The organism is Pseudomonas sp. ESBL9, assembly GCF_036668715.1.
GTDB lineage: Bacteria > Pseudomonadota > Gammaproteobacteria > Pseudomonadales > Pseudomonadaceae > Aquipseudomonas > Aquipseudomonas lundensis.
In genome coordinates, this window is record NZ_JAZEVV010000003.1 from 98,263 (window position 1) to 111,789 (window position 13,527).

Genomic DNA, 13,527 nt, shown 5'->3' on the forward strand with positions numbered 1-13,527 from the left:
CCGTCGATCAAGAAGCGGTTGATGATTTCTGATACAGCGCGAAGCAGGCTTCCGCCAGCGCAGACCGTGGCGCTTCGCGGCGCATGATCAAACCCAGCGTGGCGAGGGTTTGCGCATCGGCAATCGGGTGCAGGCGCAGGTCGTCAGTCAGGGCTTCAAGGCCGCCTTCAAGCGGCATGACCGCGCAACACAACCCGCCATGCACGGCCTGCAACAGTTGATGAACCGCATCGGTTTGCAGCATGGGCTGCGGGGTCAGCCCGCGACTGTGGAAGTTGTGATCGATGGACTGGCGAAAATGCATGCCGCCACTGAGCAGCGCCAACGGCAATTCGATCAGCGCTTCCCAGCTCAACGGTTGCTCACCGAAGGTGAAGTGCCGTTGGTCGTACAAAAGCCCCATGCGGGTGTCGCCCAGGGTGAGCGAGTCGAAACGCTCATGGTCTAGCCGGTCGAGGTAGGAGACGCCCACATCCAGCTGATTGCGGGCCAATTGCTCCAGGATCTGTTCGGAACTCAGTGCGGACAACTCAAACCGCAGTTCGGGGTGCGCCTTGTGCATTTGTTGCAATAACGGCAGCGGGTCAAAACTCGACAACGGCACCACGCCCAAACGCAACGTACCGATCAGGTTGCCGCGGCACGCAGCCGCTTCGGCCTGCAAACCGTCGTAGGCGGACAACACGGTTCTGGCCCATGCCAGCACGCGCTCGCCGGGCGCGGTAAAGCTTTCAAAGCGCTGGCCGCGATTGACCAATTGCAAACCCAGCTCTTGCTCAAGGCTGCGCAGGCGCATGGACAGCGTGGGTTGGGTGATATGGCAGCGGGCCGCCGCCTGACCGAAATGACGGGTTTCATCGAGGGCGATCAGGAATTTCAGTTGTTTGATGTCCATGCTCGCTCCACGTGCAAATCGTCGGGGGATTTTAACGTGCCCGCCCCGGAACCTGCCTGTCCAATGTTGGTCTACGCTGTGTGTCTGGATATTCCAACCCTAGGAGCGTGAACGATGAGTATTTTTAGCTTTATCAAGGAAGCGGGCGAAAAAGTAATCGACTTGCTGACACCGGGCAAAGCCAACGCCTCGGAAGAACTCAAGAAGCACGTAGAAAAAGTAGGTTTGGGCAATCCGAACATCACCGCCACCGTTGAGGGCGACAAAGTGATCGTGACCGGCGAGGTCGCGACGCAGGAAGAGAAAGAAAAAATCATTCTGGCGGCGGGCAATATCGAAGGTGTTGCCAGCGTTGAAGACCACATCACAGTCACCGGCCCGGTGGTTGCAGCTTCGCGTTTTGTGGTGGTGAAAAAGGGCGACACCCTCAGCGCCATCTCACTCACGGTATACGGCGACGCGAACAAGTATAAAAAAATCTTTGAAGCCAACCAACCGATGCTCAAAGACCCGAACAAAATCTACCCGGGCCAGACACTGCGTATCCCTGAGTAAACCCTCGCGGTTTCGGCAGCGACTGCAGGTGTGCATGCACGTGTGTCGCTGCCCAGGTATGCGGTGGTGATCCCTCACCCACTTCAGCGGGCCTGACTCAAAGCCCTTCCAGCAAGTTGCGGTAATCCCCCAGCGCTGCAAATTCCTCGGTGTCTTTCGGGCCTTTTTTGCTGTCGGGCTGTTTTACGGCCAGCAAATGCCTCACGCCAAAATCCCGTGCACTGCGCAGAATCGGCAGGGTGTCGTCGATAAACAGGCTGCGCGCCGGATCAAACCCGATATCAGCGTGCAAGGCATCCCAGAACTGTGGGCTTTCCTTGGGGAAACCGTAGTCGTGTGAGCTGATCAGCCTTTCGAAGTAAGGCGCAAGTTCGATGCGTTCCAATTTCAAAGACAGCGAATCGCGGTGTGCGTTGGTGATCAAAATCACCCGCTTGCCGGCGTTTTTGATGGCGGCTAAAAATGTATCGGCATCAGGACGCAGGGCAATCAGGTCCGCGGTTTCGAGTTTCAACTCGCGCACCGGAATCTTCAGCTCGGCGCTCCAGAAATCCAGGCAATACCATTTCAATTGGCCGGCATTGCGTTCAAACAGCGGCATCAGCTCCAGTTCAGCCATGGCCCGGCTGATACCGTGCAGTTCGGCGTAGCGTTGGGGCAAATGTTCAAGCCAGAAGTGGTTGTCGTAATGCAGGTCGAGCAGCGTGCCGTCCATGTCCAGCAGAACGGTATCAATGTCGCGCCAAGGTAACGCTGTCATGCAAAACTTCTCCCGCAGTTGAAAAACATCCGACCAAGACAATCGGAAAAGCGGGGGTATAGTAACCCGTTCATATTGAGGAGCCGCTATGCGCCAAAAACCCACCGTACTCGCCCGTGAAATTGTTGCCAGTAGCCGATTGTTTCGTGTTGAAGAAGTGCAGTTGCGCTTTTCCAACGGCGTTGAGCGCACGTATGAACGGCTGGTGGGGCGCGGCAATGGTTATGGCGCGGTGATGATCGTGGCGATGATCGATGCCGAGCATGCCCTGTTGGTTGAAGAATATTGTGGCGGCACCGACGAATACGAAGTGTCGCTGCCCAAAGGGTTGATCGAGCCGGGCGAAGACGTACTCGCAGCGGCTGAGCGCGAGTTGAAGGAAGAAGCGGGCTATGGCGCCCGTCAGTTGGTGCACCTGACCGAGCTGTCACTGTCGCCGGGTTACATGAGTCAGAAAATCCAAGTGGTGCTGGCCACCGACCTGTATGAGTCGCGTCTGGAAGGCGATGAGCCGGAGCCCATGCGGGTCGAGACAGTGAACTTGCGCGAGCTGTCGACGCTGGTACAAAACCCGCAATTCACCGAGGGCCGTGCCTTGGCGGCGCTGTATCTGGCGCGGGATCTGCTGACCCAGCGCGGGGAATTTACGCTGTGAGCCTGCCTGTCCCTCAACTGCTTCAGGGTGTGATTCAACTGGTGCATCAGGCGGGTGACGCCATCTTGCCGTTCTGGCGCGCTGATGTGGCGGTCACCGCCAAGTCCGATGATTCGCCGGTGACAGCGGCGGATCTGGCGGCCCATCACGTGCTGCTCGACGGCCTGACTGCACTCGATCCGGGCATCCCTGTCTTGTCCGAAGAAGATGCCAACATCGCCCAAGACGTGCGTGCCGAGTGGTCCCGCTGGTGGCTGGTCGACCCGTTGGACGGCACCAAGGAATTCATTGCCGGCACTGAAGAGTTCACTGTCAATGTCGCCTTGATCGAGCACGGCCGTGTGGTGTTTGGCGTGGTGTCGATGCCTACCAGCGGCCGCTGTTATTACGGCGGCGCAGAATTGGGGGCGTGGCGCGCAGATGGCGACACGATCGAACCCATCACTGTACGCACCACCCCGCCTGCGGGCGAGCCGCTGACAGTGGTCGCCAGCCGTCGTCACTCCAGCCCGGAGCAAGAGAAACTGTTGGCCGGGTTGAGTGAGCATTTGGGTGAATTGACCCTGACCAGCGTCGGCAGCTCGCTCAAGTTTTGTTTGCTGGCCGAGGGCGCGGCCGATTGCTACCCGCGTTTGGCCCCGACTTCACAGTGGGACACCGCCGCCGCCCAAGGTGTGCTCGAAGGCGCGGGCGGTGTGGTGCTGCACCTGGACGGCCAGCCGTTCACTTACCCGGCGCGGGCATCGCTGCTCAATGATTCGTTTTTGGCGTTACCGGCAAACGCGCCTTGGCGCGAGACGCTACTGCAGCTCGCCCGCCCGACCGTAACCGGGATCGACCCTCGTCGCTGCCTTAACGGTGCAACACATACTGGCCGCTGAAACGGACGGCGTCTTCTTCGCCGTCCGCATTGATGACCCGGGTTTCCAGGGTCAGGCGCGCCCGGCCATGGCGTGTGTACATGCTCACAAACTTGGTCCAGGCCGCCTCGGCCGGTGCATCGCAGAGCACGATCGCGTCCTGCGTGACCGGCAGCGGGTAGCTGATGTGGCCTTCCTGAATCACGATGTGCCCGTCTTCGATGCCCGCTTCACGTAGTCTCAAGTGCAACCAGCCCCAGCCCGCCAGCACCGCGCCGCAGTACAAGCTGCCACCGAACATGGTGCTCTTGTGGTTGATGTTGGCCGTCAGCGGCAACTGCAGGCGCAGTTGCCGGTCATGCCAGCCGAGGACTTTGAGGCCCATTTCGCGGGTCAGCGGGATGTCGTGGTGGAGGATGGATTCCAGGTAACGACTGTCGCGGTTCATGCAGGCCTCTTTGGTCAAATCACTCAAGTTCATCGGGGTGGGCGTGGCTGCCGCTGTCGAACTGCAAACCGTATTTGCGTAGCTTGTCGTGCAGGGTTTTGCGCGGCACGCCTAAGGCTTCGGCCAGGCTGCGCATGGAGCTGTGAGAGCGTTCGAGTTCGGCCATGATCAGGCTTTTTTCGAAGTGCTCAACCTGCTCGCTCAGCTTGCCCGAACCCTCAAGGCTAGACGATGGCGGCGCCTCGGCCGTTTCATTGTCCAGGGCCAGCTCAAGGCCCAGCGCAAAGCGTTCCGCGACGTTTTGCAGTTCACGCACGTTGCCCGGCCAGGCGTGACGCAGCAGCAAGCTGCGCTGGGCCGGTTGCAGCACGTTGTGGGTCAGGCCGTGGCGGGCGCTGGCTTCGTCGGCAAAGTACTTGAACAGCATCAGCACGTCTTCGCCGCGCTCGCGCAACGGGGCAATGCGCAGCGGGGCAACGTTGAGCCGGTAATACAAGTCGGCACGAAAACGGCCCTGATCGGCGGCCTGACGCAAGTCTTCCTTGGTGGCCGCGATGACGCGGATATCCAGCGGGATCAATTGATTGCCGCCCAGGCGTTCAACGACACGCTCTTGCAGCAGGCGCAACAGCTTGACCTGTACATCGAGGCTCATGCTTTCGATTTCGTCGAGAAACAGCGTGCCGCCGTTGGCAAATTCGAATTTACCGATGCGGCGCTTTTGCGCGCCGGTGAACGCGCCGGGCTCGTGGCCAAAGAGTTCGCTTTCCACCACAGACTCGGCCAGCGCCCCGGCATTGATTGCCACGAACGGACCGTCGCGGCGGCTCGACAAGTCGTGCAATGCCCTTGCGACCACTTCTTTGCCGGAGCCGGTCTCACCCAGAATCAGCACATCGGCCTTGGTGGCGGCCAATGCGCCGATCTGTTCGCGCAGTCTCAGCATGGGGGGCGAGAGGCCGACCAGCCGCGTGCTCAGTTGCTGGCGGTCGCTCAGGGCCATGCGCAGGCTGCGGTTGTCCAGCACCAGCGCGCGCAAGGCCAGGGCGCGGCGCACGCCTTCCAGCAGCGCGTCGCTGGCAAAGGGTTTTTCCAGAAAGTCGTAGGCCCCGGCGCGCATGGCTTGGACCGCGAGGGGCACGTCACCATGACCGGTAATCAGCAGCACCGGCAGTTCCGGGTCCTGGGCGTGAAGTTCGGCCAACAGCTCAAGGCCGTCCATGCCGGGCATGCGGATGTCGCTGACCACCACGCCGGGCCAGTTGCGCTCGATGCGCGCGGCAATGCCGGTGGCCTCGGCCAGCGGCAGGACGTGAAGGCCAGCGAGGTCCAGGGTTTGATACAGCGCCTGGCGCAGATGCGGGTCATCGTCGATCAGGATGACCTGTACGTTTGAGTCGATGAATGAGCTCATGACCTGGAATCCTCTGAAGCTTGCAGGCTGACGCCCGGTGCGCCAGCGCGCAGTCGAAGGGTGATTAAGGCGCCGCCTTCCTTGTGGTTGGCAAACAGCAGTTCGCCGCCAAATGCACGAATCAGGGTGTCGCAAATGGCCAGCCCCAGGCCTAGCCCCTGCGTGCGGGTCTTGGTCGTGTAAAACGGTTCGCCCGCGCGGCCCAGCGCCTCCATGCAGAACCCCGGCCCGTTGTCGCGGATGCACACCGTGACGCCTTCCTGAGTGGACTCGGCGCTTAGCCACAATCGTCTCGGCGGGCCTTTTTCGGTCAGCGCGTCGAGGGCATTGGCCAGCAGGTTGCCCAGCACTTGGCGCAGGCGCGTTTCACCGGCTTCAACCCAGAGCGTGGCGGCAGGCAAGTCGCGAATCAACTCGACTTCCATGCTGCGCCGGCGTTTGGCCAGCAAAGCCAGCGCGTCATCCAGCGCAGGTTGCAGCGCGACGCTTTCCGGCGCGTGCCGATCGCGCCGCGCAAACGCGCGCAGGTGAGCGATGATCGAGGCCATGCGCCCGGTCAGCTCATTGATCAGCTTGAGGTTGCCGCGGGCGTCGTCGATGCGCTGATGGTCCAGCAAGACTTCGGCATTTTCGGCATAACTGCGGATGGCGGCCAGAGGCTGATTCAACTCATGACTGATGCTCGCTGACATGGTGCCCAGCGCAGACAGCTTGCCGGCCTGCACCAGATCGTCCTGCGCGCGCACCAGTTCTTGTTGCGCATGTTCGCGTTCCAGCACTTCTTCACGCAGGCGTCGGTTCAATCCTTCCAGGTCGCTGGTGCGCTCTGCCACGCGCATTTCCAGCTCACGGCGGGCCTTGGCTTCAAAGGCGATACGCTCCAGATAATGTCGGCGCCGTTGCATCATCAAACCGATCAGCAGCATGACCACCAGCAGCGTGGCGCCCCCAATGGCCAGCACGGTGCGAACGGGGCGGTCGATCAAGGTGCGCGGCGCGAGGATGTTGACGCTCCAGCCGGTCTCGTCGATGTCCTGGGTTTGTACCAGCCAGTTGCTGAGGTTCAGGTTCAGCGGCTTCGGGTCGCGGGTCGGGTAGGGCAGGATGGCAAAGATCGACTGCTGTTCCTGCTGTGACAGTTCGCGGGTGGCCCTGAACCGCCACTCCGGGCGCGAGGTCAGAATGACCACGCCATTGGGGTCGGTGACCATCAATTGTTCCGGGGTCTGGCCCCACAGGCGCTCGGTGTGATCGAGGTCGACCTTGACCACCAGCACGCCGATTTTCTTGTCACCGTCGAGCACGGGCGCGGCAAAGAAATACCCGCGTTTGCCCGAGGTGGTGCCCAGCCCGAAGAAGCGCCCCAGCTTGCCGTCCATCGCTTCGCTGAAATACGGGCGAAAGGCGAAGTTGCGGCCGATAAAGCTGTCCTGTTTGTCCCAGTTGGAGGCGGCGAGGGTGTCGCCGTGGGCATCCATCAGGTACATCACCTCGGCACCCGTCTGGGTGCTGATGTCATTGAGTAACTGGTTGGCGTGGCTGAGGATTTTCGGGTTTTCCGGGTCTGCCAGCAGCGCGCGCAGGGCCGGCAGTTCGCCGAGGATTTGCGGCAGCACTTCATAGCGATGCAGCGTGCCCAGCAGGTTGGCGACGTAGAGATCCAGGGTCTGGCGATTTTGCCCGGCCAGCTCGCTGCGGTAATAGCGTTCGGCCAGATGCTGCAACGGCCACAACAAGGGCGCCAGGCACAGGGCCAGCAAGGCGAGGCTGCGCCAGCGGGGTCTGCGAGGCACGGGAGGGGTTTTGATCATGTTGAAACTACGCCGCAAAAGTACGGCGCAGTATACCTGCGGATTTTAGCCATCCGCGCCCGATGTTTAGCCTTGCTCGGCCATGCATGTGCGCAACGCCGTGTGCCAGTCGGGCTGAGTAACGCCCCAGTCGGCCGCTAGCCGACTGCAATCCAGTCGTGAATTAAGCGGGCGTTTGGCGGGGGTTGGGTAGTCGCTCGAAGGGATGGCTTCGAGCACGGCGCACGGCTTGCCCAAGGCAATCAGCTGTTCGCCGATGGCCTGGGCAAACCCGAACCATGAGGTTTGGCCATGGGCCGTGAGGTGATAAACGCCCCAGGGGCCGGGGTGGCCTGTTTGCCAGCGCTCAATTAACGCGCGCGTGCTCTGGGCAATGGTGCCCGCCCACGTAGGCGCGCCGATCTGGTCGGCCACGATGCGCAGTTCCGGCTTTTCTTGCAGCAAGCGCTGCATGGTCAGCAGGAAGTTTTTACCGTGGGAGGAATACACCCAGCTGGTGCGCAGTATCAGGTGCTGGCAGCCCGTCGCCGCGATGGCTTTTTCGCCCAACGCTTTACTGTGGCCGTAGACGCTCAGCGGGTGGGTGATGTCGTCTTCGGTGTAGGGCGTTTCTTTACTGCCATCGAACACGTAGTCGGTGGAGTAATGAATCAGCGGGATGCCCAGTGCCTTGGCTTCTTCAGCGAAGATGCCGGGCGCAGTGGCGTTGATCGCATTGGCGGCATCAACGTCGCTTTCGGCCTGATCCACGGCCGTGTAGGCGGCCGCGTTGATGATCAGGTCGGGCGCGTGGGCCCGCACCTGCGCACGTATTTGCTCGGGCTGGCTCAGGTCCAGCTCATCGCGTCCCAGCACAATCAGCTCGCCCATATCAGCCAGACGTTTTTGCAGTTCCATGGCCACTTGGCCGGTTTTACCGCTAATCAGTATTTTCAATTCAGGCGAGCCCACGGTCATGCAATCAGGTCTTTGGGTTCTGTAGAGCCTAGACGCTCGCCCTGATAACTGCCGTCCTGAACGCGCTGGCACCACTCAAGGTTGTCCAGGTACCACTGCACGGTTTTGCGCAGGCCGGTCTCGAAGGTTTCTTCCGGCACCCAGCCCAGCTCGCGTTCGATCTTACTGGCGTCGATGGCGTAGCGCTGGTCGTGGCCCGGACGGTCTTTGACAAAGGTAATCAGGTCAGCGAATTGCGCCACGCCCGCCGGGCGCTGTGGCGCCAGTTCTTCAAGCAGGGCGCAGATGCCGCGCACCACGTCGATGTTCTTTTGTTCGTTGTGGCCGCCAATGTTGTAGGTCTCGCCCACCACGCCTTCGGTCACGACTTTAAGCAGGGCGCGGGCATGGTCTTCCACGAACAGCCAGTCACGCACTTGCAGGCCATTGCCGTAGACCGGCAGTGGTTTGCCCGCCAGGGCATTAAGAATCACAAGCGGGATCAGTTTTTCCGGGAAGTGGAACGGGCCGTAGTTGTTCGAGCAGTTGGTCAGCAGCACCGGCAAGCCGTAAGTGCGGTTCCAGGCGCGCACCAGGTGGTCCGAAGCGGCTTTGCTGGCCGAGTACGGCGAGCTGGGGGCGTACGGGGTGGTTTCAGTGAACAGGTCATCGACGCCATGCAGGTCGCCATACACTTCGTCAGTGGAAATGTGGTGGAAACGGAACGCACTTTTCGCCGGTTCTGCCAGCGTGAGCCAATAAGCGCGCGTGGCTTCCAGCAGGCTGTAGGTGCCGACGATGTTGGTCTGGATGAAGTCCGAAGGGCCGTCGATGGAACGGTCAACGTGGGATTCAGCCGCCAGGTGCATGATCGCTTCTGGCTGGAAGCGCTCGATTACGGCGCTGACGGTCGCCTGGTCGACGATGTCGGCCTGCACGAACTCGTAGCGGGTGTTGGTGGCGATGCTTTGCAGCGATTCAAGGTTACCGGCGTAGGTCAGTTTGTCGAGGTTAAGCACCTCGTGCCCGGTGTTCTGGATCAGGTGACGGATCAGAGCTGAACCAATAAACCCGGCGCCGCCGGTGACTAAAATGCGCATGTGGATATCCCTTATTCCCTGACGGTGTACAAACAATTGGCGCATAGCTTGTGGGGATGTGCAGGGCGGTGCAAGTGCTACGGTGTGGCCACAAGGGCGCAGGTGACAGGCGGGGTAAGCTTTTCAGGGGTATTTATCGATATATATCGGTTAAACGACCAAAAAAATCCTGCCCATCCTCTGAAAGCGTTTTAAAAATGGATATTTGTCGGCTATAAGTGGGCAGCGTGTTGACGTGCCTCTGAGCGGCGTCCACTGTTCTTTGATGGCGGGCCGTGCGCTGGCTCAATCCAACCTCGACGGATTTTCGGAGTCCTGATTTCAATGACCACTCTTTTGCACAGTTCGCCCCGCGCAGACGGTTTCTACATGCCGGCCGAATGGGCGCCGCACACCCAAACCTGGATGATCTGGCCCGAGCGCCCGGATAACTGGCGTTTGGGTGGCAAGCCGGCGCAGGCCGCGCACGCGGCGGTGGCCAAGGCCATCGCGCGCTTCGAGCCGGTGACGGTCTGCGTGTCTGCCGGCCAGTACGAAAATGCCCGTGCCCGCCTGAATGTGCCGAATATTCGTGTGGTCGAGATGTCCAGCGATGACGCGTGGGTGCGTGACAGCGGCCCGACGTTCGTGATCAACGACCACGGTGAAGTCCGCGGTGTGAACTGGGATTTCAACGCATGGGGCGGTTTTGAAGGCGGCCTGTATGCGCCGTGGAACCGCGACCAGCAGGTGGGCAGCAAGGTGCTGGAAATCGAGCGGTGCCCGCGTTATTACACCGAACGTTTCGTGCTCGAAGGGGGCTCGATCCATGTGGATGGCGAGGGCACGCTGATTACTACGGCCGAGTGCTTGCTCAATCGCAACCGCAACCCGCATTTGTCCCGCGAAGAAATCGAAGACGTGCTGCGTTCCAACCTGGCGGTGAGCAAGATCATCTGGCTGCCGGACGGTCTGTTCAACGACGAAACCGACGGCCATGTGGATAACTTCTGCTGCTACGTGCGCCCCGGCGAAGTGCTGCTGGCCTGGACCGACGACGAGCGCGACCCGAACTACGTGCGCTGCCATGCGGCCATGAAGGTGTTGTTGACCAGCACCGACGCCAAAGGCCGCCCGTTTGTCGTGCATAAAATGCCGATTCCGGGGCCGCTGCACGCCACCCAGGAAGAGTGCGACGGCGTCGACAAAGTGGTGGGCAGCCAGGACCGCAATCCTTCGGAGCGGCTGGCCGGTTCTTACGTGAACTTCCTGATCGTCAACGGCGGCATCATCGCCCCAAGCTTTGATGACCCGATGGATGCGCAAGCCAAGGCCATCCTGCAAGACCTCTTCCCGCAGCACGAAGTGGTGATGGTGCCGGGCCGCGAATTGTTGCTGGGCGGCGGCAACATCCACTGCCTGACGCAACAACAGCCAGCCCCCCACAAGGCTTGATCCAGACGCTTCGTCGTCTTGTTGGATGAATAAATAACCCGCCGCTCGCCAGAACGGCGGGTTTTTTGTTTCAGGTCAAAAGGTGAGTCCGTAATGACGCGTATAAAAGGGTGAAAAGAGTTTGTTAAAAATCTTGAAAGGGAGCCATGTCTGGGCATGTCGCGCTGCTCGCGGCGATGTTCTGTCACACACCTTGAGTACATTTGCCGCTCAAGTACCTGGAGAGCGCTGTCATGAACGTATTGTGCGAGCGAGGTTCGCGACCACAACCTGTGAGTCACGAGTCGCTGATCGTTCTGGCCAATTGGTTTAAACGCAAAGGACCTTGCAACACGCCAGGCCAGTCTGCCTATCAACTTCTTCGCGAACGCTACCCGGCCGGGTTGTTCAGCGAGGCAGAACTGGAGGCCCTGTCGGGAGTATTGATGAGTTGAACGGTTGACTGTCACCGTTGGCGAGGCACGAGGTCGTGAAGACGGTGCCCCAGGCAACCCCGCGTTGCTCGCCACGGTGACAGGTTCAACGGTTAGAAGCTGTATTTGCCGGTTACCACCAGGCTACGAGGTTCGCCGGGCATGATTTGCGAGCCGCTGGTGGCGGACGCGTAATAGTCGCGGTCAGTGAGATTGGTCAGCGCGCCGCTGACTTCCCAGTCTTTTTCCCGATACCCCGCCAATGCATCCCAACGGCCATAACCCGGTAATACCACCGTGTTCTGGTTATCGGCAAAGCGTTGCCCCACCAACGTCAGACCCGTTTCGGCGTACCAGCCCATTTCCGGTTTCCAGGTCAGGAACAAGCTGCCGTTGTGCTTGGCCACACCATTGATGCGCTTGCCTTCAAAGCCGTTGTTGTCCTTGACCACGGTGGCGTCCTGCACGCCGACGCCCCCGCGCATGTACCAGTTGCCGCCCAATTTGCCGCTGGCCGTCAGCTCGATGCCGCGCGAACGCTGCAAGCCCGACAGCAATGTGATTTCCGGGTTTTCCGGGTCTTTGGTGCGACGGTTGTAAAGCTCCAGTTCATAAACCGCCAGCGTGGTGCTCAGGCGCTCGTTCAGCCAGTCGCTTTTCACGCCGATTTCTTTTTGCTTGGTCAGCTCGGGGCTCAGGTCGTTGGTGTTGCCCGCGGCGCCCGGCGTAATGCCGATCAAACCGCCGCCCACCGGGGAGAAGGTTTTGGTCCACGAGGCATAGAAGGAGTGGTTTTCCAGCGGCGTCCAGACCACCCCCAGGCGCGGGCTGGTGCCGTGACTGTTGCGGGTTTCCGAGAGGTTTTTCAGGTTGCTGGTGGTGTCGACTTCAAACCGGTCATGGCGCAAACCGGCCAGAACCTGCCATTGATCGTTGAGGCGGATCTGGTCCTGGACATACAGGCCCTGACTGTCGACTTCGGTGTGGTTGTCGCTGGACAGCACCAACGGGCCGGTCGGGCGAAGGCGGCGATCCGGGTTGTACAGGTCAACGCCCGGCACGCCCTTGGCGCTGTACAGTTTGGGGTCACGGCGCTGGCTGCCCAGCTCCAGGCCGGTCAGCACGCGGTGTTCCAGCCCGAACGTATCAAACACGCCTTCGATTTCGAGATTGTTGAAGACATTGCGGGTGGTCATGTCCTGCTGCCAGCTCTGGCGGTTCACCTTGCGGGTCTTGGCGTCGTAGCCGGTCAGGTAGGTGTTTTCGAACTGGCTGTCGAGTTTGAAAATGCCCAGGGTGTGGCGCAGTTGCCAGTTCTCGTTCACGTCATAGCTGAGCCGCGAACGCAGATTTTGGGTCTTATCGTCGATGAAATCGTTTTGCCCGCCATACGTGGTGCCACGGCTGACATCGGCAGGCCGTCCGCCAACGCTCGGGATGCCCCGGTCCGGGGTGCGGTTGTAGCGGCTGTATTCGTACTGCACCAACCAATTGAGGTTCGGGGTGATTTGCCAGCTCATCGACGGCGCAAACAGTTGGCGGTTGCCGCTGACGTGATCGCGGAAGCTGTTTTTGTCTTCGTTGCCCATGTTCAGGCGCAGGCTGAGGGTGTCGCTCGGGTCGGCGCTGAGGTCGGCGTACAGGCTGCGCAAATCGTCCGTGCCCCCTTGCGCCTGAATGCTGGACGGGCGCCCGTATTGAGGGGTTTTGCTGACGCGGTTGATGATCCCGCCCTGACTGCCGCGGCCATACAGCACGGCGGCCGGGCCTTTGAGCACTTCGATGCGTTCAATGTTGTGCAAGTCGCGCACGTACTGGCTGTCGTCGCGAATGCCGTCGAGGTAGAAATCGTTGCTGGCGTCGAAGCCGCGAATGCGCAGGCTGTCGAAGCGTGTGTCCGCCGTGCTGCTGACGTTGGGAATGCCGCTCAGGGCCTGGCCCAGCGTGTTGATGCCGTACACCATCACGTGACTGGTTTTGACCGAATCAATGGCCTGCGGCACATAGCGTGCAGGCGTCGCGGTACGGGTCGCGGTCGTGACTTCTTTGACCCGCGGGTCATCGAGTTCGGCTTCGGCGGCATTGACCGAGGTTTCGGGAAGGGTGGTGGCAGCGGAACTGAATCCGACGTACAGGCATGCACACAGCCCCCATGTGAAGGGCGTAAAGCGGCAGAGGGAACGCATGGTTGAGAAACTTCCGTGAAGGTTAAGGCAGGTTCTATTTTTTAGGGTGCGAATGGTAAT

General features: G+C 60.6%; 13 protein-coding genes. 5 read left to right on the forward strand and 8 right to left on the reverse strand.

The annotated features are described in order from the left end of the window. Positions 1 to 7: 7 nt before the first annotated feature. Entirely contained in the window at positions 8 to 895 is an 888-nt protein-coding gene (locus tag V6F78_RS10130) for a LysR family transcriptional regulator (RefSeq protein WP_332727112.1), read from the reverse strand. 114 nt (positions 896 to 1,009) lie between these two features. Here V6F78_RS10130 and lysM point away from each other — a divergent pair, with 114 nt between their 5' ends. Continuing rightward, positions 1,010 to 1,450, forward strand: a complete 441-nt coding sequence (gene lysM / locus V6F78_RS10135) for a peptidoglycan-binding protein LysM (RefSeq protein WP_047291744.1) — start codon at positions 1,010 to 1,012, stop codon at positions 1,448 to 1,450. A gap of 97 nt (positions 1,451 to 1,547) precedes the next feature. On the opposite strand, the gene yrfG is transcribed toward lysM, so the two are convergent. Next, entirely contained in the window at positions 1,548 to 2,210 is a 663-nt protein-coding gene (yrfG, locus tag V6F78_RS10140) for a GMP/IMP nucleotidase (protein WP_047291743.1), read from the reverse strand. Between the two features lie 88 nt (positions 2,211 to 2,298). Between yrfG and nudE the strand changes: the two genes are divergently transcribed. Then, the gene (gene nudE, locus V6F78_RS10145) at positions 2,299 to 2,865 is read left to right on the forward strand and encodes an ADP compounds hydrolase NudE (RefSeq protein ID WP_047272854.1); all 567 of its coding nucleotides are present in this window, start codon (positions 2,299 to 2,301) and stop codon (positions 2,863 to 2,865) included. Beyond that, positions 2,862 to 3,746, forward strand: a complete 885-nt coding sequence (gene cysQ, locus V6F78_RS10150) for a 3'(2'),5'-bisphosphate nucleotidase CysQ (protein ID WP_094990850.1) — start codon at positions 2,862 to 2,864, stop codon at positions 3,744 to 3,746. The genes nudE and cysQ overlap by 4 nt, the downstream gene beginning before the upstream one ends. Here the strand turns inward: cysQ and V6F78_RS10155 are convergent. The 5 genes from V6F78_RS10155 to rfbB form a co-directional block, all read right to left on the reverse strand. After that, positions 3,718 to 4,173, reverse strand: coding sequence for a thioesterase domain-containing protein (locus V6F78_RS10155; protein ID WP_047272856.1), 456 nt, complete (start codon positions 4,171 to 4,173; stop codon positions 3,718 to 3,720). The two genes, cysQ and V6F78_RS10155, sit on opposite strands and share 29 nt — an antisense overlap. 19 nt (positions 4,174 to 4,192) lie before the next feature. Then, a complete protein-coding gene (locus tag V6F78_RS10160; RefSeq protein WP_047291739.1) occupies positions 4,193 to 5,587 on the reverse strand; it encodes a sigma-54-dependent transcriptional regulator in 1,395 nt (464 codons plus the stop codon). Beyond that, a complete protein-coding gene (locus V6F78_RS10165) occupies positions 5,584 to 7,398 on the reverse strand; it encodes a sensor histidine kinase (protein WP_094990849.1) in 1,815 nt (604 codons plus the stop codon). Before V6F78_RS10165 ends, V6F78_RS10160 begins: the two co-directional genes overlap by 4 nt. Before the next feature lie 66 nt (positions 7,399 to 7,464). Continuing rightward, the gene (gene rfbD, locus V6F78_RS10170; protein WP_186348147.1) at positions 7,465 to 8,355 is read right to left on the reverse strand and encodes a dTDP-4-dehydrorhamnose reductase; all 891 of its coding nucleotides are present in this window, start codon (positions 8,353 to 8,355) and stop codon (positions 7,465 to 7,467) included. Then, entirely contained in the window at positions 8,352 to 9,434 is a 1,083-nt protein-coding gene (rfbB, locus tag V6F78_RS10175) for a dTDP-glucose 4,6-dehydratase (RefSeq protein WP_047291735.1), read from the reverse strand. The genes rfbD and rfbB overlap by 4 nt, the downstream gene beginning before the upstream one ends. A gap of 324 nt (positions 9,435 to 9,758) precedes the next feature. On the opposite strand from rfbB, the gene aguA reads away from it, so the two are divergent. After that, positions 9,759 to 10,868 carry an agmatine deiminase gene (gene aguA, locus V6F78_RS10180; protein ID WP_047272860.1) on the forward strand — a complete coding sequence of 370 codons (1,110 nt, stop codon included), beginning with the start codon at positions 9,759 to 9,761 and terminating at the stop codon, positions 10,866 to 10,868. 233 nt (positions 10,869 to 11,101) lie between these two features. Continuing rightward, positions 11,102 to 11,302, forward strand: coding sequence for a hypothetical protein (locus V6F78_RS10185; RefSeq protein WP_047272861.1), 201 nt, complete (start codon positions 11,102 to 11,104; stop codon positions 11,300 to 11,302). Between the two features lie 92 nt (positions 11,303 to 11,394). On the opposite strand, the gene V6F78_RS10190 is transcribed toward V6F78_RS10185, so the two are convergent. After that, complete coding sequence (locus V6F78_RS10190) at positions 11,395 to 13,467, reverse strand: TonB-dependent receptor (RefSeq protein WP_332727120.1); 2,073 nt, start codon at positions 13,465 to 13,467, stop codon at positions 11,395 to 11,397. Between the last annotated feature and the right edge of the window lie 60 nt (positions 13,468 to 13,527).